The 23,596-nt window shown below is 59.0% G+C and carries 21 protein-coding genes and 1 pseudogene; 11 read left to right on the top strand and 11 right to left on the bottom strand.

What is annotated here, in order from left to right; genetic code table 11:
* Positions 1-11 precede the first annotated feature (11 nt).
* From AC54T3_RS02230 to AC54T3_RS02220, 3 genes are read right to left on the bottom strand one after another with little or no spacing between them, the layout of a single operon-like run.
* A complete protein-coding gene (locus AC54T3_RS02230; RefSeq protein ID WP_496621959.1) occupies positions 12-878 on the bottom strand; it encodes a peptidylprolyl isomerase in 867 nt (288 codons plus the stop codon).
* 43 nt (positions 879-921) lie between these two features.
* Positions 922-1,224 (bottom strand): YciI family protein, encoded by a 303-nt coding sequence (locus tag AC54T3_RS02225; protein WP_496621957.1) that lies wholly within the window; start codon positions 1,222-1,224, stop codon positions 922-924.
* Positions 1,224-1,964 (bottom strand): septation protein A, encoded by a 741-nt coding sequence (locus AC54T3_RS02220; protein WP_496621956.1) that lies wholly within the window; start codon positions 1,962-1,964, stop codon positions 1,224-1,226. Before AC54T3_RS02220 ends, AC54T3_RS02225 begins: the two co-directional genes overlap by 1 nt.
* Positions 1,965-2,139: 175 nt before the next feature.
* On the opposite strand from AC54T3_RS02220, the gene AC54T3_RS02215 reads away from it, so the two are divergent.
* From AC54T3_RS02215 to rluB, 7 genes are read left to right on the top strand one after another with little or no spacing between them, the layout of a single operon-like run.
* Positions 2,140-3,039 carry a PHP domain-containing protein gene (locus AC54T3_RS02215; protein WP_496621954.1) on the top strand — a complete coding sequence of 300 codons (900 nt, stop codon included), beginning with the start codon at positions 2,140-2,142 and terminating at the stop codon, positions 3,037-3,039.
* 17 nt (positions 3,040-3,056) lie between these two features.
* Entirely contained in the window at positions 3,057-3,689 is a 633-nt protein-coding gene (locus AC54T3_RS02210) for an L-threonylcarbamoyladenylate synthase (protein WP_496621953.1), read from the top strand.
* 57 nt (positions 3,690-3,746) lie between these two features.
* Positions 3,747-4,478, top strand: coding sequence for a site-2 protease family protein (locus tag AC54T3_RS02205; RefSeq protein WP_496621952.1), 732 nt, complete (start codon positions 3,747-3,749; stop codon positions 4,476-4,478).
* Positions 4,479-4,514: 36 nt separating this feature from the next.
* Positions 4,515-5,732: a tryptophan--tRNA ligase gene (locus AC54T3_RS02200; protein WP_496621951.1), complete on the top strand. Its 1,218-nt coding sequence runs from the start codon at positions 4,515-4,517 to the stop codon at positions 5,730-5,732.
* Positions 5,733-5,764: 32 nt separating this feature from the next.
* Positions 5,765-6,625, top strand: a complete 861-nt coding sequence (locus tag AC54T3_RS02195) for a segregation and condensation protein A (protein ID WP_496621949.1) — start codon at positions 5,765-5,767, stop codon at positions 6,623-6,625.
* The gene (scpB, locus tag AC54T3_RS02190) at positions 6,622-7,239 is read left to right on the top strand and encodes an SMC-Scp complex subunit ScpB (RefSeq protein ID WP_496621947.1); all 618 of its coding nucleotides are present in this window, start codon (positions 6,622-6,624) and stop codon (positions 7,237-7,239) included. The genes AC54T3_RS02195 and scpB overlap by 4 nt, the downstream gene beginning before the upstream one ends.
* Entirely contained in the window at positions 7,226-8,155 is a 930-nt protein-coding gene (gene rluB, locus AC54T3_RS02185; RefSeq protein ID WP_496621946.1) for a 23S rRNA pseudouridine(2605) synthase RluB, read from the top strand. The genes scpB and rluB overlap by 14 nt, the downstream gene beginning before the upstream one ends.
* A 22-nt stretch (positions 8,156-8,177) precedes the next feature.
* Here the strand turns inward: rluB and AC54T3_RS02180 are convergent, their stop codons facing one another.
* The 7 genes and pseudogenes from AC54T3_RS02180 to AC54T3_RS02150 all read right to left on the bottom strand — a co-directional run bounded on the left by AC54T3_RS02180 (position 8,178) and on the right by AC54T3_RS02150 (position 17,425).
* A complete protein-coding gene (locus tag AC54T3_RS02180; RefSeq protein ID WP_496621944.1) occupies positions 8,178-8,306 on the bottom strand; it encodes a hypothetical protein in 129 nt (42 codons plus the stop codon).
* A gap of 726 nt (positions 8,307-9,032) precedes the next feature.
* Positions 9,033-9,752, bottom strand: a pseudogene (locus AC54T3_RS02175) (AAA family ATPase); the annotation flags it as partial.
* 107 nt (positions 9,753-9,859) lie between these two features.
* Positions 9,860-11,650 carry a hypothetical protein gene (locus AC54T3_RS02170; protein ID WP_496621943.1) on the bottom strand — a complete coding sequence of 597 codons (1,791 nt, stop codon included), beginning with the start codon at positions 11,648-11,650 and terminating at the stop codon, positions 9,860-9,862.
* On the bottom strand, positions 11,647-13,884 hold the full coding sequence (locus AC54T3_RS02165; protein WP_496621942.1) for a hypothetical protein: 2,238 nt from the start codon (positions 13,882-13,884) through the stop codon (positions 11,647-11,649). The genes AC54T3_RS02170 and AC54T3_RS02165 overlap by 4 nt, the downstream gene beginning before the upstream one ends.
* A gap of 21 nt (positions 13,885-13,905) precedes the next feature.
* Positions 13,906-15,102, bottom strand: coding sequence for a 3'-5' exonuclease (locus AC54T3_RS02160; protein WP_496621940.1), 1,197 nt, complete (start codon positions 15,100-15,102; stop codon positions 13,906-13,908).
* 14 nt (positions 15,103-15,116) lie between these two features.
* Positions 15,117-16,088 carry a DUF1848 domain-containing protein gene (locus AC54T3_RS02155; protein ID WP_496621939.1) on the bottom strand — a complete coding sequence of 324 codons (972 nt, stop codon included), beginning with the start codon at positions 16,086-16,088 and terminating at the stop codon, positions 15,117-15,119.
* A gap of 104 nt (positions 16,089-16,192) precedes the next feature.
* Positions 16,193-17,425 carry a PQQ-dependent sugar dehydrogenase gene (locus AC54T3_RS02150; RefSeq protein ID WP_496621937.1) on the bottom strand — a complete coding sequence of 411 codons (1,233 nt, stop codon included), beginning with the start codon at positions 17,423-17,425 and terminating at the stop codon, positions 16,193-16,195.
* Between the two features lie 292 nt (positions 17,426-17,717).
* Between AC54T3_RS02150 and aroA the strand changes: the two genes are divergently transcribed.
* From aroA to ihfB, 4 genes are all read left to right on the top strand, one after another.
* On the top strand, positions 17,718-19,070 hold the full coding sequence (aroA, locus tag AC54T3_RS02145; RefSeq protein WP_496621935.1) for a 3-phosphoshikimate 1-carboxyvinyltransferase: 1,353 nt from the start codon (positions 17,718-17,720) through the stop codon (positions 19,068-19,070).
* Positions 19,067-19,807 (top strand): (d)CMP kinase, encoded by a 741-nt coding sequence (gene cmk, locus AC54T3_RS02140; protein WP_496621933.1) that lies wholly within the window; start codon positions 19,067-19,069, stop codon positions 19,805-19,807. The genes aroA and cmk overlap by 4 nt, the downstream gene beginning before the upstream one ends.
* Before the next feature lie 84 nt (positions 19,808-19,891).
* Entirely contained in the window at positions 19,892-21,601 is a 1,710-nt protein-coding gene (rpsA, locus tag AC54T3_RS02135) for a 30S ribosomal protein S1 (protein ID WP_496621932.1), read from the top strand.
* Positions 21,602-21,692: 91 nt separating this feature from the next.
* Positions 21,693-22,061, top strand: coding sequence for an integration host factor subunit beta (gene ihfB / locus AC54T3_RS02130; RefSeq protein ID WP_496621930.1), 369 nt, complete (start codon positions 21,693-21,695; stop codon positions 22,059-22,061).
* Positions 22,062-22,120: 59 nt separating this feature from the next.
* Here ihfB and AC54T3_RS02125 read toward each other — a convergent pair whose 3' ends face one another.
* Entirely contained in the window at positions 22,121-23,380 is a 1,260-nt protein-coding gene (locus AC54T3_RS02125) for a glucose-1-phosphate adenylyltransferase (RefSeq protein ID WP_496621928.1), read from the bottom strand.
* Between the last annotated feature and the right edge of the window lie 216 nt (positions 23,381-23,596).

Raw genomic sequence — 23,596 nt, 5'->3', positions numbered from 1 at the left:
GCGCTAGAGGCTTACTCGGCGCTGGCCTCTTCCTTGACCTTGACCACGTCTTCGTTCAGTTCGACCTCGGCATCGTTGCGCAGCTTGGTGAGCGCCTCGGCGACCTTCTGCTGACGCAGCATCGTCGTGAGCCGGGGTTTGGCTTGCTCGAACGACGGCGGCTCGGCGGCGCGCGTCTCCTCGAGCAGGATCACATGCCAGCCGAACTGGGTTTGTACCGGTTGCTGGGAGTAGGAGCCCGGCTCCATCTCGGCGACGGCATCGGCAAACGGCTTGACCATGCGCCGCGCATCGAACCAGCCGAGATCGCCGCCCTTCTCGGCGGTTGGACCGAGTGAGTTTTTCTCGGCCAACTCCGCGAAGCCCTCGCCGTCAGCGGCGTTGAGCTGTTCGATCAGCGCCTGCGCCTTGTCCTTATCGTCAAGCAGGATGTGGCGTGCCTTGTACTCGGTCTGTTGCGACTGCTCGACGAGCTGATCATAGGCTTGCCGGAGTTCGGTCTCGCTGGGATCGAACTCGGCGCCGATGCTCTGCAGGGCCGCCGCAGAGAGCACCATCATGCGCTGCAGCGCCAACGCCGTCTGCACTTCATTGTTGTCGGTCAGATCGCGCTTCTCGCCTTCCTGCGAGGCCACCACCAGATTCATGAACTCGTTGAACGCCTGCTCTTGCAACTCCGGGCTGTTCTGGCCGCCGCGCTGCTGCAGCAGCTCGCCGTAGTAGGCGCGAAACAGATCGAGTTCATAGGGCTGACCGTTGACGGTGGCGATCAGCGTGTCGTCGCGCGCCTGCGCCTCTTGAGGGTCCTGCTCCTGGGCGCAGGCGGGCGAGACTAGGACGATGGCCAGCAGCGGCGCGGTGATAAAACGATGTCTCATACGACTTTCCTTCTTGACGGTTTGATGGCTGTGAATGCCTGGCTCAAGCAGGCAGGACCTTGATAAAGGGTTTGACATGGACCTCGGCGTAGACGCCCGCAAGGACATAGGGATCGGCATCGGCCCAAGCCTGGGCCGATTGCAGATCGCTGAACTCGGCCACCACCAGCGATCCCGTGAAGCCGGCCTCGCCGGGGTCCGAGGTATCAATCGCGGGATGCGGGCCGGCGAGGATCAGCCGACCCGCGTCTTGTAGCTGACGCAGGCGCTCGAGATGCGCCGGGCGCGTCGCGCGGCGTTGCGACAGGCTCTCTGGCCGATCGCGGCTGATGATGGCATAGAGCATCAGCGGGTGTCTCCGGTGGTCGCAGGTGAGGGCGCCGCTGGGTCAGAATCCGTTGGGTCGGAATCCACGGGTGTGGACTCCGCTGGATCTGGCTCCTGAACATGGCGCGCGAGGTAGAACGCCTGCCCGATCACGAACAGGATCGTCAGCCCCATCATACCGAACAGCTTGAAGTTGACCCAAACCGCTTCACTCGCATGGGCCGTTTCGCAGAGAACGAGGGACTGGCCCGCGAACTGTTCGGCGCAGGTGGCGAGATCGATCGCGGTGATCCCGGTCGCCGCGATCAGTGCCTGCTCGGCGGCATGGAAGCCGCTGCCAATGTAGACGACGAACAGGTTGATCAGTCCCGAGACGATGAAGAACACCACCCAGGCCGCGTTCAATCGTCGCCAGATCGGTGCCGGCACGCTGATGGCCTGACCCATCATGCGCTCGACCAAGGGCCGCTTGCCGATCAGGCTGCCACCGATAAAGGCACCGGCGAAGAGCCAGTTGACGATGGTCGGCTTCCACATCACGAAGATCGGATCGCGCAGGAGCAGGGTGAGCCCGCCGAAGACGACGATCAGCCCCAGCGTGATCAAGGGCATCGTCTCGAATCGGCTATGCCGCCAGCGCAACCAGGTGACCTGCGCCAACGCGGCGACGATCGCGGTGATGGTCGCGACATAGATGCCGGACAGCTTGTAGGCGATAAAAAAGAGGATGATGGGGAAGAAGTCGATGAGCAGTTTCATCGCGGGTTCCGGTTGGTAGGCCGCGTTTGAACAACGCGGTTCAATGGGCGCGCAAGGCTGAATGAAGGCGGCATCCTACACCGTCGCTCCCCAAGATGAGCGCATCGCGGGGAGAGATCACGAGCGCCCGAAACGGAGTCTCGGGATGCGGCGGTGGATCGGTTAGAATGCACAGATGATCAAGACGCCCGACCTGCATACGCATTCCACTGCCTCCGATGGCACCCTGACTCCGCGCGAACTGATGGCGCGGGCCGCCGCGCAGGGCGTCGAGGTGCTGGCCCTGACCGATCACGATACCTTGGCCGGGATCGATGAAGCCGCCGAGGCCGCGCACGCGCTGGGATTGACCCTGGTGCCTGGGGTCGAGATCTCGGTGACCTGGAGTGCGCGCACCGTCCATGTCGTCGGGCTGGATGTCGATCCGCATTGCGCGAGCTTGCGCGCCGGGCTAGCCGGCTTGCGGGCGTACCGCGAAGAGCGGGCGGTCGAGATCGCTCAGCGTTTGGCGCAGGCTGGCTGGCCCGGGGCACTCGAGGGCGCGCGGGCTTACGCCTCGGGCGAACTCGTTGGTCGCACCCATTTCGCCCGTTTTCTGGTTCAACGGGGTGCGGCTCGGGATGTACGCGCCGTGTTCAAACACTTTCTCGTCAAAGGCAAGCCTGGCTACGTGGCTGGACGTTGGACAACCCTGGAAGAGGCCGTCGGCTGGATTCGCGCCGCCGGCGGTCAGGCCGTGATGGCTCACCCGGCGCGCTACGGGCTCACGCGCTCGAAGATGAAACGCTTGCTCGATGACTTTCGCGCCTGTGGTGGACGCGGCATTGAGGTGGTCTCGGGGAGTCACAGTCGGGATGACGCGTTCACCTTCGCCCGCTGGGCGCGCGAGCAGGGACTGCTGGCCTCGGCGGGCTCCGACTATCATGGCCCCGAGAGCCCCTGGGTCGAACTCGGCCGACTGCCGTCCCTTCCCGACGGCTGTCGACCGATCTGGAACCAGCTGGGCTTCGCCAGCGTCGGACCATCGCCGCTCGAACAGACCGCGCGGCCGGGCTTCCGCCTTGCGACGGCCTAAGTCGCCGCTCTTCGCCGATGGCTACTTCACATCAATTCCTCGAGATCCACCCGCAAGACCCGCAGGCGCGGCTCATTCAGCGCGCGGCGGCGGTGTTCGAGTCCGGTGGAGTGGTGGTCTATCCGACCGATTCCTCCTATGCGTTAGGCTGTCAGCTTGGCGACAAAGCGGCGCTGGATCGCATTCGGCTGATCCGGCGGGTCGACGACAACCATCATTTCACCTTGGTCTGTCGGGATCTGTCGGAGATCGCCACCTATGCACGCCTTGATAATCAGGGCTATCGTCAGCTCAAGTCGTTGACGCCCGGACCTTATACCTTCATCTTCCAGGCCACCAAGCAGGTGCCGCGTCGGTTACTGCACCCCAAGCGCCGCGCCATCGGTATCCGCGTGCCGGGCACGCCGATCACCCAGGCCTTGCTGAGCGAGCTGGATCAGCCGATCCTGAGCACGACTCTGATCATGCCCGGCGACGAGGAGCCGATGGATGATGTCCTCGAGATCCGTGAGACCATTGGCCATTGTGTCGAGCTGATCATCGATGGCGGTCCCTGCGACAATCAACCGACCACGGTCGTCGATATGACCCAGGATCCGCCCGTCGTCGTGCGTGAAGGCAAGGGCGATACGACGGTCTTTCAGCAGTAGCCTCCCAATCTTGACTCCAGCCGCCTTCGGCCTTCGCCTGCACTCGCTGCTCATCTCATGGAATCTGTCTCTCAAACCCTGTTGCTGATCTTGCTGATCGCGGTGCCCGTGCTGTTCGCGATCACCGTGCACGAGGCCGCGCATGGGTGGGTCGCCAATCGTCGCGGCGATCCGACCGCCGCCCTGCTCGGGCGCGTCACCTTCAACCCGATCAAGCACATCGATCCGGTGGGCACCCTCATCGTGCCGCTGGTCATCTTCTTCAGTTCCAAGACCCTGCTCGGTGTGCCGTTCCTGTTCGGCTGGGCCAAGCCGGTGCCGGTGAACTGGCGCCTGCTGCGCAATCCGCGCTGGGATATGGCGCTGGTCGCCGTCGCCGGGCCTGGCGTCAATCTGCTGATGGCGATCGGGTGGGGCCTGGCCTTGCCAGGGATGGCCGTGCTGCTGGCCTGGTTGGACGGTCGCATCGACATTCCGAGCGCCTTCCTGTATTTCTACGTCGAACTCTGTGTGATCGGCGTGCTGATCAATCTGTTCCTGATGGCGCTGAATCTGATCCCGGTGCTGCCGCTGGATGGCGGGCGCGTGCTCAGCGCTTTTTTGCCGCGCGCGATGGCGCGTGGCTTTGCGCGTTTGGAGCCCTATGGGCTGCTGATCCTAGTCGCGCTTTTGATGCTGCCGGACGGACAGCCGCCCGGCGTGCTCGGCACCGTGCTGCGGCCGATGGTGCATGCGGCACTCGCTGTGGTGCCGTCATCCGAGCTGATTCGTGACCGTTTCCCTCTCTGACTGATCCTCCCTGTGACTGCCAAAGGCCCGAAGCCGTTGACTTCCGTTCCGAACCAAACCCATCGTGTCCTCTCCGGCATGCGCCCGACGGGCAAGCTCCATCTCGGCCACTATCATGGTGTGCTGAAGAATTGGATCGCGCTCCAACATGAGTACGAGTGCTTCTTCTTCGTCGCCGATTGGCATGCGCTGACGACCGACTACGAAGATCCATCTCAGATACCCCAGGCCAGCTTCGACATGGTGGTCGACTGGCTCGCCTCGGGCATCAGCGCCGGCGCGGCGACCCTGTTCATCCAGTCGCGGGTGCCGGAGCATGCCGAGCTGCATCTGCTGCTGTCGATGATCACGCCGCTGGGCTGGCTCGAGCGCGTGCCGAGCTACAAGGATCAGCAGGAGAAGCTCAAGGAAAAGGATCTGGCAACCTACGGTTTCCTCGGTTATCCGTTGCTGCAGAGCGCCGATATCCTGATCTACAAGGCCGGCGCGGTGCCAGTGGGCGAGGATCAGGTCGCCCATGTCGAGATGACGCGCGAGATCGCGCGCCGCTTCAATTACATCTATGGCCGCGAGCCGGACTTCGAGGCCCAGGCCGAGCAGGCCAAGCGCAAGATGGGCAAGAAGAACGCGAAGATGTTCGATCAGCTCAAGCGCCGCTACCAGGAGCAGGGCGATCAGGAGGCACTCGCTATCGCCCGCGCGCTGCTCGAGAGCCAGGCCAACATCACCATCGGCGATCGCGAGCGGCTGCTCGGCTATCTCGAGGGCGGTGGCCGGGTGATCCTGCCCGAGCCCGCGCCGCTGCTGACCAAGGCCGCCAAGATGCCAGGGCTCGATGGGCAGAAGATGTCCAAATCCTACGGCAACACCATCGCGCTGCGCGATGATCCGGACGCGGTCGAGCAGAAGTTGCGCACCATGCCGACCGATCCAGCGCGCGTGCGTCGTAGCGACCCGGGCAATCCCGAAGTCTGCCCGGTCTGGCGGTTCCACGAGGTCTACTCGGAGACTGAGGTCAAGGACTGGGTGCAGCAAGGTTGCCGCAGCGCCGGCATCGGTTGTGTCGAGTGCAAGCAGCCCATCATCGACGCCGTGCGCAAGGAGCTGGAGCCGATCCAGGCCGAGGCGAAACGGCTCGAGGCCGATCCGGATCTGGTGCGCTCGTTCATCAACGAGGGCTGCGAGCGTGCTCGCGATACGGCGCGCGAGACCATGGAAGATGTCCGCCACGTGATGTCGCTGCGCCAGGGCTGAGCGGCGGCACGCCAGCGCGCGCGAGCCAGATCATGCCACTGCCAGACTCCGAGACCGAGACCACAGCCACGTCCCCGGCCGAGACGAACAAAGTCGGCACCCAGACGCGTCTCGCGCTGGTGCGTGGCGAGCCGCTGCTGAAGTTGCCGGAAGACCTCTATATCCCCCCGGATGCGCTCGAGGTCTTCCTCGACACCTTCGAGGGGCCGCTGGATCTGCTGCTCTATCTGATCCGACGCCAAAATCTCGACATCCTCGATATCCCGATCATCGAGATCACCAATCAGTACATGGAGTACGTGGAGCTGATGAAGGAGGTGCGGCTTGAACTGGCCGCCGAGTATCTGGTGATGGCCGCGATGCTGTGCGAGATCAAGTCGCGGATGCTGTTGCCGCGAACCGACGACGACAGCGAGGATGATGAGGATCCGCGCGCCGAGCTGGTGCGCCGCTTGGCCGAATACGAGCAGTTCAAGCAAGCCGCGCAAGACCTCGAGGCCTTGCCACGGCTGGAGCGCGATTGTTTCGCGGTCCAGGCAGCGGTACCGCCGGGGCATATTCGGCGCATCCCGCCCCATGTCGAACTCGATGAGTTGCTGGCGGCCTTGCAGGGCGTCTTGGCGCGCGCCGATCTGTTCACCAGCCATCAGGTCGAGCGCGAGTCGCTGTCGTTGCGCGAGCGGATGTCGGCGGTGCTCGAGCGGATCAGTGGTGACGAGCTTGTGCCCTTCACCGATCTATTCGATGTCACCGAGGGCCGCGCGGGTGTCGTGGTCAGCTTCCTGGCGGTGCTCGAGCTGTTGAAGGCTGCGACGCTGGAGCTGATCCAGGTCGAACCCTTCGCGCCGATTCGGTTGCGGCTGCGCCTGCGTGGCGTTGACGAGGCGGCATGAGCGATTGGGAGCTGCTGGTGCCCGAGGTCAAACAGGTGGTCGAGGGTGCTTTGTTGGCCTCCGGCGAACCGCTGTCGATCGAGCGCATACAGGGCCTCTACGAAGACCAAGAGCGCCCGAGCCGGGAGGCGGTGCTGTCAGCCCTTGAGGCACTGCGCGAAGAGTATCAGGGCCGAGGAATCGAGTTGGTCGAGGTCGCTAGCGGCTGGCGGGTGCAGGTCCGCGCCGAGATCGTTCCCTGGGTCGGGCGGCTGTGGCAGGAGAAGCCGACGCGCTATTCGCGCGCGCTACTCGAGACCCTGGCCCTGATCGCCTATCGGCAGCCGATCACCCGTGGCGAGATCGAACAGATCCGTGGCGTCGCGGTGAGCACGCCGATCATCAAGACCCTCACTGAGCGCGACTGGGTGCGGGTGGTTGGTCATCGTGATGTGCCTGGTCGTCCCGCGCTCTATGCGACGACCCGGCGCTTTCTCGACTATTTCGGGCTGCACTCGCTCAACCAGTTGCCACCCCTGACCGAAATTCGCGATGCCAGCTTCTTCGAGCGGGCGCTGGAAACACAACCAGAACCGTCCTATACACACGGAGATCAGTTAGATGAAGGACGCTAATCGGCGTGGACCACCACCGAGCGGACCACCACCGGAGCCCGAGGAGCCGGTTCGGCTGCAGAAGGTACTCGCCGAAGCGGGGCTTGGCTCCCGGCGCGAGATCGAGGGCTGGATTCGCGAGGGCCGGGTACGCGTGAATGGTCAACAGGCCAAGCTCGGCGATCGCGTGCAGCCGATCGATCGTATCCGGGTCGATGGCAACGAGGTGCGCCGGCGCGCGGCGAGCCGCCACCGGCTGCGCGTGCTTGCCTATCACAAGCCTGAGGGCGAGGTGGTCACGCGGCGCGATCCCGACGGGCGGCCGACCATCTTCCGTCGTCTGCCGGGGATTCGTGACGGGCGTTGGATTGCTGTTGGACGGCTTGATCTGAATACCGCCGGCCTGTTGCTGGTGACCAATCATGGCGAGCTGGCCAATCGGCTGATGCATCCATCGCGCGCAGTCGAACGTGAATACGCGGTGCGGGTGCGTGGCGAGGTCTCGGATCAGCTGCTGGCGCAGTTGGTCAATGGGGTCGAGTTGGAGGATGGTCCGGCCCGGTTCGAGGAGATCGTGCCGTCCGGCGGCTCGGAGAGCCATCAGTGGTTCCATGTGCTGATCGTCGAGGGCCGCAATCGCGAGGTGCGAAGGCTCTGGGAGGCGGTGGGCTGCACGGTCAGCCGGCTCAAGCGGGTGCGTTATGGGAATGTGATCCTCGGCGCGCGGCCGACGCCGGGGCAGTGGCGGGAAGTCGTCGGCGAGGAACTCGAAGGCTTGCTCACGCTGGCTGATCTCGCCCCAAAAGCGTCCGGCGGGCTGGCACGCACCGAACGGACACGAACCGAACGCCATCAACCTGGACTCAAGCCGGCTGACGCATCCACAGGCCGCCGCGCCGGGCCAGGAAAACCGCAGTGGCGCGGTAAAACGCGATGAAAGCGGTCGCGCTGCTATGGGCTCATAGCCGCAGCAGCCGAATCCGCCGTCCGTCGGGACTGCGCTGCTCGTGCTCGGCGATCCGCTCCGCCAGGGGCGGCTGACCGGCTCGCCGGTCGAAGATCACCAGCCAGCCGCTGTCTAGCCCCAAACCGGCCAAATAGCCGTCGAGCTGCTCCAGCCCTTCGCTCAGCGGGTCCGGTGCGCCATCGCGCCAGACCTAGAGTTCGATGGCGAGCATTAGATCCCGATAGCGCAGAAACAGCTCAATACGCCCGCGACCGATGGCGTATTCGCGCTCCAGCGTGCCTTCGCCGTTGACCACCCGCTGCAGAAAGGCCATCAGCACCAGATGCGGGGCAATTTCATGATAAGGCGCGCTACCGAGCAGTGGCTCGCCGTGCCGGCGCCAGAAGGCGAGGAAGGCACTGAGGAGCTGGTCTGGGTTGAGGCTGCCGTCGGCATTGAGCCAAGTAGGGCTGATCTGCGGCAGGGAGTCCTGAGGTCCGCCAGCCAAGGCGCGGGGCAAGACCTCGCGATAGATTGGGTTGGCGACCACCAGCCCGCCACCGTTGGCGCGGCGCAGCAGGCCGAGATCGATCAAATATTGTCGGTCGTCATCGGGCACCGACTCCAGTGCGGTGCCGGCCAGCATCGGTTCGATGATGCGGCGGACGCGCTCTTCGCGCAGCTTGTCGGCGAGCTGATCGAGATGGGTGACGCGGCGCAGGATGAGGTTTTCCTTGGCCTGATCGATCAGCTCGACACCGATCGGCCGCGTGCGATCGCGGCCGGCTGGGATCTCGAAGCAACTCTCGTAGGCCAGCGCATTCACCAGCCAGGGTTGTCCCAGGGTCAGCTCCCAGATGCGCTCGAGCGCCGCCGGCGTGAACACTTGTCCAGTCTCGGCGCTGTGCTCGCCGAGCAGGGTTTCGACCTCGTCGTGGCTGAAATCGCCGAGCCGCAGGGATTTGGCCTTGATGTTGAAGGCGCTGCCGCCGGTGATGATCGCCCGCTCCGCGCTGGAATGGATGCGGTAATCGCGCAAGTCGCGCACGCCGCACAGCACCACCGTGTGCGGGAAGTGATCCGGGCGCTGCGCATAACCGGCCCGCAATTGGCGCAGCAGCGCGATCAGGGTATCGCCGATCAGCGCATCGACCTCGTCGAGCAGGAGCACCAGCGGGGTCGAGGTGCGCGCACTCCAGGTCTCGAGCAGGCCGGTCAGCACGCCATCGATGCCCCGCGCCTGCCAAGCGACCTCGGTCCAGTCATGCAGGCGATCGTCATTCAGATAGAGGCGCGCCGCCGCCTCGATGGTGCCGCAGATCGCGCGCATGCCGCGGGCGACATCCTCGCGCGCGGTCTGCGCCCCTTCGAGATTGGCATAGACGGCTTGATAACGACCGTCCTGATTCAAGTACGCCATCAACGCCAACAGGCAGGTGGTCTTGCCGGTCTGGCGCGGGGCATGCAGCAGAAAGTATTTCTTCTGTTCGATCAGCTCCAGTACCTGCGTGAGATTCCAGCGCTCCAGCGGCGGCAGGCAATAGTGATCCTCGGCCCGAACTGGCCCCTCGGTGGTGAAAAACCGCATCGGCTGTACCTTCAAAACAAGCGTGAAAGTGCGAAGCGCAAGACTTGTTTATCGCATCAAATAGCATCACAACACACTTGTTGAACTGCAATCCATTCATACCAAAATCACAGATGAAAATGAGTATAACCACAAGGCATTCTTTCTACCAGGTTAATTTTCTTTCTATCAACACATGCTTCTCCAGAGTTAGCTCCGTTGACTCGGTATCCTTTCTGTCGTGCAAAATTTTTGAGTATAGCGTGAGCAAATTGAGATGAAGCCAGAACACGGTATGCGATCTTTGTTTGCTGCTTTGCCAAACGATGAACGATTTGGAAACGGCGTTGCGTGAAACAACTTTTTTCCTCGCACAATATAGGGCTAGTTCCACAAGGCAGCGGAATGATTGTCCGCATTTGCGCTTTCAGCAATCGGTCATGTTCGTTTGCCTCTCGATTCAAAATCGTTGAAAAATGTTCATGCCCATTGTCTTTAGAAGTAACATCAGCAACGGCGCATAGACCATGTTTCGAAAGCATCCGAGACGCAAAAACAAGCGCAGTTTTAACAATACCTTGCGCCGAGGCATAGTTGACGTTGTAAAATTCGCTAAAGCATTTCCAGAAGATTACGACATCGTACTTGTTTTCTTGAGCCGCAGAAAGCTTACTGAACTCATTTGAAAAACCATTCAGAGTGAATGGTAACGACTGATAGCGCATGCTTGCTTTCAAGGAAAAAGAAAATCGATTAGAAATTGCATCAAGCATTTTTTTCTGCTGGCCAAGGGCATCCTGGTTGCAGTCGATCGCAGCGATTTCTACAGAACCAGAAAATTGGCCCCAGCTTTCTAGCGCCAGCAAAAACCCAACGATCGCACCTCCCGTGCCCGAGCCTACATCAAAGATTCGAATTATGAGTTTTTGAGAAAAAGCCGCACTTATTGTTGGTATATCAAGTAATTCAGAAAATATATTCCAGCTTTCGATCACAGTCCTCGGAAAATAAGTACCAAAATAAATGCGATTGCTTTCTGCGTTATTATCAAAGTTAAATTTTGCGTTGACACGCTGTGGATTATATATGGCATTTTTTTTATCAAGCAGATCGTCAAGAAAAGAAGGAAGCTCAGTGCGGACGCGTAAGCTATCAGAAAATACCCCATCTACCGGTTCTTTCTCAGGTTCGGTAGATACCGATTCAGGAGCAAGAGAAAACGATTCTGCATGAAGGGATTCGACAATGCGAGTCCTTACAGCTTCATGTTCAAGGCGGAGCTTATTTCCCCACCAGCTAAAAGCTTTCCGTTTGAACAAACTCTCTATGATGGGATAGCGTTGCTGCGCCGATTGCTGCTCAAAGTACGAAACAATTTCCTGTCGAATATCGAAACCAGCATCTTGCGGCCTTAGCAAAGCATCAAGGAAATATTCAAGCAGCAAATCTTCGCACTGCTCACGGCCTGCATCATTATCTTGCTCCCATGCCTGCTGCAGCAGAGTTAAAATATGTTCAAATCGGCGAATATAGTCGATCTTAGCATTTTGGATATATTTAAATTTGCAAAGCGCATCACCGCGATTGTGCAACGGTCCGCGAGGAAGAAGATTTATCACAGACTGCATAGCGGCATAGTGCCGAGATCTCTCGAAAAGAGACAAGAAAAGAATCAGCAGGGCAATCAAAGAGGGGGGAGGGCTTTCTCCAGAGCGAAGCGATTTACCTAATACCGAATTGTCTAACGGAAGTAGCACTTCTTCTTCATATTCAAGGTAAAGAGAATTTTTGCGCAACTGTTCGTCCGTATAACCATAAAACAGAAGACGTATTTCGCGAAAGCGAGCGGACAAAAAAGCATCGCACTCAAGAAAGTTTTTGCAGCCAATCAAACCATTTCTAAGCTCATGAAGCGTCATTCGCGATCACCCTTAGATTGTCTATCGAAGATTTGTCTTTCCATCTGTTTCCAAATTGTCTGGGCTATCTGGAGCAATTCTTTGAAAGCTTTCAACGCTTCGGACTCCGAAAGATTAGACTGTCTATCAAAGATTTTTCTTTCTATCTGCCCCCAAGCAGTCTGGGTTATCTGGATTATCTGGTGTATTTCATCGAAAGCGTTCGACGCTTTAGACTCTGCGAGATCGTGAAATATTTTTTTCGGGAATTTTACCCTAAACTCATAATAATCATGCCCTTCAGGCACTTCGTTATAAAAAACCCGGACCGCTTTTGGGTCCATTTCGGTCTGGTAAGCTCTAACTAGCAGGTAATTTCTGTAAATTTGACTTCTGAAAACGGGATCGTTTTCTTCTAACTCTTCTTTTTTTGTCGAATTCTCGGAGGGCGGAAAAAACCTAGCATATACAGAATCTAAAGAAGCATCAGTATAATCAAAAAATCCGAAGCTGTGCCGATAAAGCGCCTCGACCAGAATCCGCTCAAAGCGACTTTTTAGATGAAATTTGATATCCGGTCTCGCTTCAATTTTGTCGCTGATATCTGGATGAATTGAAGGCAAAGTTTCTTCACATGCATTCATCGCAGCATAGCCGTGATAAGCCCCGAGCACGGCAAGCACGGCACGCCGATGCTCATCGCTTGGAATATCTTCGTGGATTACTGCTTTGATGATCTGATGGTCGTTTGAATTCCGTGCCGAATATTTAAACAAAGCTGCAAGAACTGCAGCTTCGATGGGAATGTTTGGCTTTTGCAAAAGCTCAATCGCGGTGCGATAATCGCCTTTGAGAAGTTTTTTGAATGCATCGCTGAGCGCTTTATTTTTATCTAGCTTCTCGTAGATGCATTTTGCGCATTCTCTTGCGGATTCGCTATCAATATGAGATGCAGTTAAGAGAAAATCATCAAGGATACAATTAGAAGTTAGCCTCGAATTTTGGTTCCTAACCCCAAGAATGTATAGAAAAAAACAGGTGAGAAAAGATTCATCAAAATTTGTAGAATCCGGAGAATCTATAATCAGATCGAAAACCGCTTCGAAGCCTGCCGGATAATCGGAATAATATCCGGAAATACCCGAGACATAACGGTCTGCATTGCGCCAAAACGCTACAGCGCCCATAACACGGTTAAATCGCTTTATCGCATCTTTGATTTCTTCTTTTGGCTTGGCGCCGATATCTTCGGTTTGCTGAGCAATTATGTTGTCAGTTAGGTCCGGAGGCTCTGATACCTCGCAAAATAAATCCAAAGGAGGCACAGGCACGTCTGGGTTTACCCAGCCTTTTGCAAATCGCTCAGGTCCGCCAGCCGTAGGTGATATTTCAATTTGGTATAAGCGAGAAATGGGCAGCGGCCAATCAAGTATAAATCCCGAATTTTCTAAAGTCTTAATTTCGACGGCCAGAAGAAGCACTTTTAAAATAATCTGATTCTCGCTGTTAAGCCGAGGACGAGTTGACGTCAAAAGCAGGCTTCCGGGTTGATGATGGTCTAGATATTGTTTATCTAAGCCGTCTTCATCGTAAATTGCTGGATAAATCAAGCCACGTACTAAGAAAGTGCGTGCGCGGATCGAGTCGACCAGAATGTAGAAAAAATTGTCGGTAGATGATGTGAACTCTGATTTGCCACCACCCTGAACATATCTTTTTTCTGAGAGCGACGGGACCTTATCCAAATTTACGAGGGGCGACTCCGCAAAAGATGGGGGCGGATCTTCTGGCGGACAGAAATTTTGATTGTCTAGTGCCTTTGATTCCTCCTTGTGGTTTGATGGCAACGATCCCTCAATGCCTGCATTTGATGCGAAACTGTTTTCTGTTGCATCTGAGGTCTCGGGATTTTTTTCTTCTTCATCTGCGACCTGATGATCCGGCTCTGTTATCGGCTGAGAAACGGCCCTTTTCGAAGGTAGGGGCTCTTGATTCGGTTCAGTTACAGCATCTTCGAGATCCGGCCGGAGCATATCATGAGTCACCCCCATTGTTTTTTTTTCTGACTTAATCCAATTGTTACTCACAGCTTTGTCTATTCCGACAGCTTGTTGGCTTTCTCCATCTGGCGGAACAATACATTTCTTTTTGCAATTTTTTTTATGCTGCAAACCATCTTTTAAAACCCTATATTTTTCCCCCTCGTGTTCAAAAAAATCATCTTTTTTTAAGCTGATCGGCGCGCTGTTTTTCATAATAAAATCTAGGCTCAAGCATCAAAAAGGAATGTCGTCATCAAAGGCATCAGCGCCTCCATCTAAAAGCACTTTTTCGTAAGTTTCCGGATCGCAACACAGCTTAGCAATTGGATCGTAAAAGGGGGTAGCTAGATTATGGTATATAATAAGCCGAGTTACGCTTCGAGTACAGGCTACATACCATTGCTCCATTAGTCGACTTGGAAAGCTGGAATTGATGTGTGGGATTATTACGGTGTCGAACTCCATTCCTTTGGCTGAGATATAAGTTGTGATGATAATTTGCTCAAGGCTCTCAGGCTCTTTTAATTTGTTGTGATACCTTGTCGTAGAAAAGCCGACACTTGTAATTAGTTCGTAAATTTCGTCAACCGATCCATTGTCAGCTATTTTTGATGAATTAGAAGCTGGACCATATTCGCAAAGAACTGCAACGTTTTCTCCTCGGGCGTTCTCAAGCACAGTCTGAAGATGTTTTTTGCGACTTTCTATATCTCGATAACCGACAACTGTCGGTTTTGGTCCACGGCGTCCGGTTCGCTTCAAGCTGGCTAGAATGTTTTCATCCCATGCAGCGAGATTTGTTCTCGGAGCAAACTGGCGAGAAAAACGGTAAATCTCATAAGTGTTACGAAAATTTCTACTTAGAACTGAGTTCCGATACGGAGAAAATCCTGATTCTAAATTTTGACTAATCTCTTCTGCTGATGCGCCTTTTTCATGGACACGTTGCCCATTATCAGCGCTCACGAAACAGCGTTTAAAATAGTGCGGAAGCGCTTCATAGATAGCAGGCTGCAAATCTTGGCCTTCATCAATTAAGATCTCTTCTTTCCCTGATTTTTGGAGCTTTGCGCGGTCAAGGTTTGTAATTATTCTTGCCGCATTGAATTCGCTTTTATCATCATCTCTCGTAAGATCATAATACCAGCGGTGAAAGTTAGTAATTTGCTTTGGGTTTGCGGCTGAATCTTGGACCGCATTGCGGATCGCAAGAACCAGTAATTTTTGGTAGGTTATAAACAGTACATCAAAGCCAAGATTAGTCAAGCGAGCTAAACGGAGAATGGATAGCGTCGTTTTTCCACTCCCTGGACAGCCTATTGTTAAGAAAGAGCGAAAGTCATCGTCCTCCGACATCCGAATCATGGCGTTTCCTTCGGGGCTTGCTCGCAGGCTTTCCAATGACGGTAGCCTAAATTTGATTTTTGGCACTGCAATTTCTCCTTTTAATCAAACAAACCAGGCTGAAGTGGGGTTTTCACTTTCAATGCTGGCCTTTTATTTTTCGCTTGTGGAGCGCGATAGTGACCCAATAATGATTCGGATTCCGGATCATGTGTTGAATGATTATTTTTCGCTGCATCGAAACTGCGCGTTGCGTAGCAATAGACGCAGCCGAACAAACAAGAGTCATACATGCCAATTTCTCGGCTTTCGATGCATCCACAGGCTTTTCGCTGACCTTTGTCTTTTTGATGGTTGACATCAGCTTCAAACAGTTTTGCGATCAATTCATCGTCGATGCACTTGCCTGGTTGAATGCCAGCAGATTGCAGGTCTATTTCTTCTGCACAGGATTGGATTTCGAAACTATAGTCTTGTGCAATTTCTGCTATTTTTTTCATCATCTCCAAGTCCGGTTGCGATTGAAACGGGCAGCACTCAAACTCAGGCTTTTCCTTTGCTAGTTTTCTCAGGCGGCTCTCGACTTTATCGTATGAGTCGACAATGCTGATAACAACACGTTTAGTAGAATCCTGCAGACGCCCAGCAATGTGTGAAAACCGGTCGATGTGAAAACTGTGATCTGTTTTTTGCGAGAGCAGGATAGGATCGTAGCGCCAGATCACTCGTTCTGGCCCAATCCGATCAGCGAGGTGGCGGAAACTATCAATGGCCTTATCGAGAGACGGCGACTTTGGCTCGATAGCCTGCGGGTTATCCATAACCGTATATTGAAAGTAAAAGCGGTATCCCATACTTTCCAGTTCAGGGATATTTTTAATAAAAGGCTCTGCCCAACGTGTCCAGAAGACGAGCAGCGTGCTTTTCGGATCGAATTCGATGCGTGAAACTTGTTTGGTGTTGAAAGGATTCGGCACCGCACACCAACCAGCCCGGATGCGGTTCATGAACCAGGTTCCATAAAAAGCGGGAATGTCCGTGCGACGACTAGCGCTGATGACGCGGATTTTCATGCTGATGTCCTTCGCTTGGCATAAGCTCTGCAGATGAATTTCATGGTCTCATGATAGCAACTCCAAGGTCAGCTTCCGCGCGGTCACAGAGGCATACATCTGGGCTAGCCATCCGGCACGATGCGCAGCAAGGCGCCATCGGGCTCGTCGGTGAGGATGTAGAGGCCGCCATCGGGGCCTTGACGGACAGCGCGCACGCGCCGGTCGATGCTGAGCTTTTCCTCGCCGACGGCGCGGGTGCCGTCAAGCTCGGTGCGGCGCAGTTGCTTAAATGCAAGCGCGCCGCTGATCAGGTCGCCTTGCCAGGCCGGGAAGTCGTCGCCGGTGTAGACGGTCATGCCACTGGGGGCGATCGAGGGCGTCCAGACCACCGTCGGCTGGATCATGCCAGGCGCCTGGGTCTTGTCCGAGATGCGCGGGCCCGAGTATTCCAGGCTGTAGGTGACCTCGGGCCAGCCGTAGTTGTTGCCGGCCTCGATCAGGTTGATCTCGTCGCCGCCGCGCGAGCCGTGCTCGTTGGCCCAGACGCGGCCGCTGTCGGGATCGCGGGTCAGGCCTTGGATATTGCGATGGCCGATGCTGTAGAGTTCGGGTTTGGCATCGGGATGCTCGACAAAGGGATTGTCGGCGGGCGCCGAACCGTCGGCGTTCAGGCGCAGCACCGAGCCGAAGTGCGTGGCAGGGTTTTGCGCCTGATTGCGAATATTCTCGCCGTCGAACGCGACCGGCGGATTGCCGCCGTCGCCGATGCTCATCAGCAGGGTGCCATCGGGCAGCCAGAGCAGCCGCGAGCCGAAATGCTGACCGCCGGATTTGCTATCGGCGTTGCGGAAGAGGATCTCGAGGTCGGTCAGCCGCTTTGCAGCCAAGTCGAGCCGGGCGCGGGCGAGGGCGGTCCGATTGGCGTTCTCAGTCCCCTCGGCGAAGGTCAGATAGACCAGCCGATTGGCGTCGAAGTCGGGATGCAGGCTGATATCGAGCAATCCGCCCTGGCCGCAGGCGCAGACCTCGGGGGTGCCTCGGATCGGGATTGGATCGAGCCTGGCCTCGTCTCCGGTGCTGTCGTCATCGGCGCGCACCGCGCCGTGGATCAGGCGCAACCGGCCCGGACGCTCGGTGACCAGCGCTGAACCGTCGGGCAGCCAGGCGATGCCCCAGGGATGGCGGAGACCCGCGACGACGGTCGCGGTGCGCCAACCCTCGGCTTCGGGCACGTCGCCGGTCGGCTCGACAGGGCCTGCGGGTTGGGTGAAGCCGATGGCCGGGATCAGCGCCAGCAGCCAGATCGCTGCGGCGCGCGCGCGGCCGGGAGCCTGAAGGTGTCGAATTCGCTGCATGGGAGGTGCCTCCTGATGTGCCTGATGGTGCAACATGTGGCCGCCGCTGATGACGGAACCCTGGTGGTTCCTTCTTCGACGGCGCCCCGCGATGGTTTCCGACAGACGCGCTTGCTGGTAGTGCCCAGAGTGGTGCTGTCTCAACAAGGCGCTGATTGGGTTGGCCAGCTCTACCTTCTTGACCAGGGCGTCATCAGCGCCGCATTCTACGCGGTTATCATCGCGGCTTTGCTGATCGAGTTTGCCGGTCTGCGGCCTCAATCCGATTCCCATCCTGTCGCCCGAGAGGACCATGACTGCGTCTGCCCAATCCCTGAGTTTCGAACTCGCGCCTGGCGGGGCCTTGCGTGGCGAGCTGCGCGTGCCCGGTGATAAATCCATCTCCCATCGCGCGGTGATGCTTGCGGCCCTGGCCGAGGGCACGACCGAGATCGACGGTTTCCTCGAAGGCGCGGACAGCCTGGCGACCCTGGCGGCATTCCGAGCCATGGGCGTCGAGGCCGAGGGCCCGGTCGCGGGTCGGCTGCGGGTTCATGGCGTTGGTCTGCACGGGCTGAAAGATCCGGGACAGGCGCTGGATCTCGGCAACTCGGGCACCTCGATGCGGTTGTTGTCCGGGCTGCTTGCCGGGCAGCGCTTTGCGACCACGCTGATTGGCGATGCCTCGCTCTCGCGGCGGCCGATGGGGCGGGTGATCGAGCCGCTGCGGCAGATGGGCGCGCGCATCGAGGCAACGCCGGCAGGGCGGGCGCCGCTCGGCCTGCTGCCGGTCGCGCAGCTGCAGGGCATCGACTACCCGCTGCCGGTCGCCAGTGCGCAGGTCAAATCGAGCTTGCTGCTGGCCGGGCTCTATGCCCAGGGCGAGACCTGCGTGAGCGAGCCGGCGCCGACGCGTGATCATACCGAGCGCATGCTCGGTGCTTTCGGCTATTCGGTGCGGCGCGCGGGCAACCGCGTCTGCCTGAGCGGAGGCGGGCGCTTGGTCGCGGCCCCGATCAGCATTCCGGCTGATATTTCCTCGGCGGCGTTTTTCCTGGTTGGCGCCAGCATTGCACCGGGTTCGGACCTGACCCTGACCCAGGTCGGCATGAATCCGACCCGCCTCGGCGTGGTCAACATCCTGCGCCAGATGGGCGCCGATATCACCATTGAGCGCCCGCGCGAACTCGGCGGTGAGCCGGTCGCCGATCTGCGCGTGCGCGCCGCGCCCTTGCACGGCATCGCGATCCCGGAGGAACAGGTGCCCTTGGCGATCGATGAATTCCCCGCGTTGTTCATCGCCGCCGCCTGTGCCGATGGCGAGACGCTGCTGCGCGGCGCGGCCGAGCTGCGAGTGAAGGAGAGTGATCGCATCCAGGTGATGGCCGATGGCCTTGCCACCTTGGGCGTGGAGGCCGAGCCACGCCCGGATGGGATGCGGATTTGCGGCCTAGGCGCGGCCGGTCTGCTCGGTGGCGGCAAGGTCGAGGCGCATGGCGACCATCGCATCGCGATGGCCTTCGCGATCAGCGCGCTGCGCGCGGCGGCGCCGATTCAGGTTGAGGATTGTGCGAATGTCGAGACCTCGTTCCCGGATTTCGCTGGTCTCGCGGCGGGAGTCGGTTTGCCGATCACCGAGCTGCGCGATGTGGAGCGCCAGGCATGAAGCAACCGACAACGCTAGAGGCCGGGCGAGAGCCCGAGCAGGCGGCTCCATCGGGCGCCGCTCCAGTTGCCGCTCCAGTGATCACCATTGATGGTCCATCCGGGACCGGAAAAGGCACGATTGCCGGCCTGCTCGCCGAACACCTCGGCTGGCACCTGCTCGACAGCGGCGCCCTCTATCGCACGCTGGCGCTGGCGGCACGTCGGCACGAGGTTGATCTCGACGATGGCGCTGGTCTGGGCCACTTGGCGGCGACGATCAGCGTCCGGCTCGAAGGCGAACGGGTGCGGTTGGATGACGAGGAGGTCTCGGCGCTGATCCGCACCGCCGAGGCCGGGGTCGATGCCTCGCGTGTCGCCGTGCATCCCGAGGTTCGCCAAGCGCTGCTCGGCTGGCAGCGGGACGCGGCGCTCGCGCCTGGCCTGGTCGCCGATGGCCGAGACATGGGCTCGCGGGTCTTCCCCGATGCGCGGCTCAAGTTGTATCTCGACGCGAGCCCGGACGAGCGCGCTCGGCGCCGCTATAAACAGTTGAAGGACAAGGGGATGGATGCTAACCTGCCCGACCTTGTCAAAGAGCTTCGTGCGCGCGACGAGCGTGACCGCGAGCGAGCCGAGAGCCCGCTCCAGGTTCCGCCCGACGGTGTCATCGTCGATTCAACCGAGTTATCGATCGAGCAAGTCTTCGCTCAGGTACTCCAGTTCGTCGATGTTGCCCTCGCTGCTCGAGGCGGCTAAGGGCAAGACTTCATCCATTTTGTTTTTCACTCAACCCTCCTGCTGTCGGCTTGCCAGTGATGCGACGGCAACGAACACCGGGAGATGGCGTGGGACGCCAGGAACATTCACAGCATGACCGAAAGCTTCGCCGAACTCTTTGAGCAGAGCCTAACCAATACCCAGCTCCAACCTGGCACCATCGTCACCGGCCAGGTCGTCGATATCACCGCCGACTCCGTGATCGTCAATGCCGGACTCAAGTCGGAAGGGATCATTCCACGCAATCAGTTCCTCAGCCCCGAGGGCCAGTTGGAAGTCGCCATCGGCGATGACGTCGAGGTCGCGCTGGACGCGGTCGAGGACGGCTTCGGCGCCACCCGCCTCTCGCGCGAGAAGGCCAAGCGCTTCGCCGCCTGGGACAAGCTCGAACGGGCGTTCGACGATGGCGAGACGGTCACCGGCCAGATCAACGGCAAGGTCAAGGGTGGCTTCACCGTCGAGCTGGGCAGCGTGCGCGCCTTCCTGCCGGGCTCGCTGGTCGATATTCGCCCGGTGCGTGATACCACCTACCTCGAGGGCAAAGACCTCGAGTTCAAGGTGATCAAGCTCGATCGGCGTCGCAATAATGTCGTCGTCTCGCGCCGCGCGGTGGTCGAGGAAGAGTACAGCGCCGAGCGCGAGCAGCTGCTCGAGAAGCTCGAGGAAGGGCTGGAACTCAACGGCGTGGTCAAGAACCTGACCGATTATGGCGCCTTCCTGGATCTGGGCGGCATCGACGGCCTGCTGCACATCACCGACATGGCCTGGCGTCGGGTCAAGCACCCGTCCGAGGTGGTCGAGATCGGCCAAGAGGTCATGGTCAAGGTGCTCAAGTTCGATCGCGAGCGCCAGCGCGTCTCGCTCGGGCTCAAGCAGATGGGCGAAGACCCCTGGGTCAATATCTCGCGTCGCTATCCGGAAAGCACCCGCGTCTTCGGCAAGGTCACCAACATTGCCGACTACGGCTGCTTCGTCGAGATCGAGGAAGGCGTCGAGGGGCTGGTGCACGTCTCCGAGATGGATTGGACCAACAAGAACGTCCATCCGAGCAAGATCGTCAGCGTCGGCGACGACGCCGAGGTCATGGTGCTGGATATCGACGAGGAGCGTCGCCGCATCTCGCTCGGCATCAAGCAGTGTCAGTCCAACCCCTGGGACGAGTTCTCGGCCATCCACAAGAAAGGCGATCACGTTGCCGGGCAGATCAAGTCGATCACCGACTTCGGCATCTTCATCGGCCTCGACGGCGGTATCGATGGCCTGGTCCATCTCTCGGACATCTCCTGGGATGAATCCGGCGAGGATGCCTTGCGCAGCTTCAAGAAGGGCGATGAGGTCGAGACCGTGGTGCTCTCGGTCGATCCCGAGCGCGAGCGTATCTCGCTCGGCATCAAGCAGCTCGACAAGGACCCGTTCTCGAGCTTCGTCGCGGTGCACGAGAAGGGCAGTATCGTCAACGGGACCATCACCGAGGTCGACGCCAAGGGCGCCAATATCGACCTAGGCGATGGCGTCGAGGGCTATCTGCGCGCCTCCGAGATCTCGCGCGACCGCGTCGAGGATGCGCGCGCGGTGCTGAAGGTTGGCGAGGAGGTCGAGGCCAAGTTCCTCGGCGTCGATCGCAAGAATCGCAGCATCTCGCTCTCGATCAAGGCCAAGGACATGGCCGACGAGCAGGCCGCGATCAAGGGCTATGCGCGCGAGGCGCAGGCCGGCACGGCCACGCTCGGGGATATCCTCAAGCAACAGATGGAAGAGGCCGCGAAGGACTGACACCGCTGCACTCTCGCAGACGTCATTCCCTGTGAGCATTCGCCCGGCACCCTGTGCCGGGCTCTTGCATCGCTATTGCAGGCTATCCGCTATGATGAAATCCGAGCTCATCGAGATTCTCGCGAGGGAGCAAAACCACCTCGCCTATAAAGACGTCGAGCTCGCGGTGCGCTGCATCCTGGAGCAGATGAGCGGTGCGTTGGCCTCCGGCGAGCGCATCGAGATCCGGGGCTTCGGCAGCTTCTCGCTCCACTTCCGGCCACCGCGCGTCGGCCGCAATCCCAAGACCGGCGACGCCGTCGCGCTCTCGGGCAAGCATGTTCCGCATTTCAAGCCAGGTAAGGAGCTTCGCGACCGGGTCAATCATGCCTATCAGGACGAGTTGGCCCGCGTTGGGCAGAGCACGGACGAAGACAGCGAAGAGGCTCAGGCAGCGCGTGCCGCCACGAGCGTTGGCTGATCCAGCCACCTTAAAGAAGAGGGGAGGCGCTGCTTGATCAGCGTCTCCCCTGTTCCTGTCTACTCGGAATACCCGTGACCCTGGCGACCGACGACGGCGCGGGCGAAGATGTGCGGCTGCCCAGCCGGAACCACAGTGACACCGCCGCTCGAGACCTTGTAGCGCTTGGCATCGGCCTCGCGGTCGTAACCGATGACCGCGCCCGGCTCAATGGCGTTATGGCGGTCGACGATCACCTTCTTCAGACGCGCGCCCTTGCCGACATGCACATAGTCCATGATGATGCAGTCCTCGAGTTCGGCGCCCTCGTCGATGACCGCCTCGCGGCGGATGATCGAGTTCTTGATCCGGGTACCATCGTGGATGATGGTCGCGGCGCCGAGCAGGGTGTTGTCGATCTGCCCGCCGAGCACGCGCGCAACCGGCCCCTGGTAGTTGCTCGAGTAGATGGGCCAGTCCGGATTGAAGGCATCGAACACCGGCTCGGCACCCAGCACATCCTTGTGGGCGTTGAAGTAGGCGTCGATGCTGCCGACATCACGCCAGTAGACACGGTCCTCGTAGGCATTGATGCCGGGAATCACATTGGTCGCAAAGTCATAGGCGAACAGCCGGTGTTTGCTCGCCAGCAAGCGCGGTAGCACATGCTGGCCAAAGTCGGTCTCACCGGCTTGCTGCGCGTCCTGCAGGGCGCGCAGCAGCACCTCGGTGGTGAAGATGTAATTGCCCATCGAGGCATAGGCCTTATCGGGGTCATCGGGCATCGGCGAGGGGTTGGCCGGCTTTTCCTGGAAGGCCTCGACCCGACCGTCGGCATCGGCGGCGATGACACCGAAGCCCTTGGCGTCCTCCAGCGGGACAGGCAGCGCGGCGATAGTCACATCGGCCTCGCGCTCCTTGTGGAACGCGACCATCTGCGAGATGTCCATGCGGTAGATGTGATCGGCGCCGAACACCACGACCAGATCCGGTCCGTGCTCCTCGATCAGGTTGAGATTCTGATTCACCGCGTCGGCGGTGCCCTGGAACCAGGACTCACCGAGCAGCATCTGCGGCGGCACCACGGTAACGAACTGATCCTTGAGCAAGGGCGAGATGGTCCAGGCCTTGCGCACATGTTCGATCAGCGATTGCGACTTGTATTGCACCAGCAGATAGATGGTCCGAATCTGCGAGTTGATCAGGTTGCTGAGCACGAAATCGACGAGGCGGTAGCGCGAGCCGAAGGGCACCGAGGGCTTGGAACGGGCGGCGGTCAGCGGTTGTAGGCGTGAGCCTTGGCCACCGGCCATGACGAAGGCAATGATTCGATCGGGCATGTCTCCTCCGGGCGCTATGGATCGGTTACTGAGGCACTGGCAACGCGGGCGCGGTATCGCCGCCGCGCTTTCGAGACGCGAACTCGGCGACGAAGCGGCGCGCCGCGTTACAATGCGCGCTTCAGTTCGGTTATGTTCGATGCCGCCTGCGCGTCGCTCCCAAGGCTCGCGTAGACCGACATCGACCCATGATAAACCGGGACCGGCTCTTATTGT

It is taken from the genome of Halochromatium sp. NSM3 (genome assembly GCF_059621085.1).
Note: the sequence above shows the minus strand (reverse complement) of the source record. Positions and strands in the feature narration are given on the sequence as shown.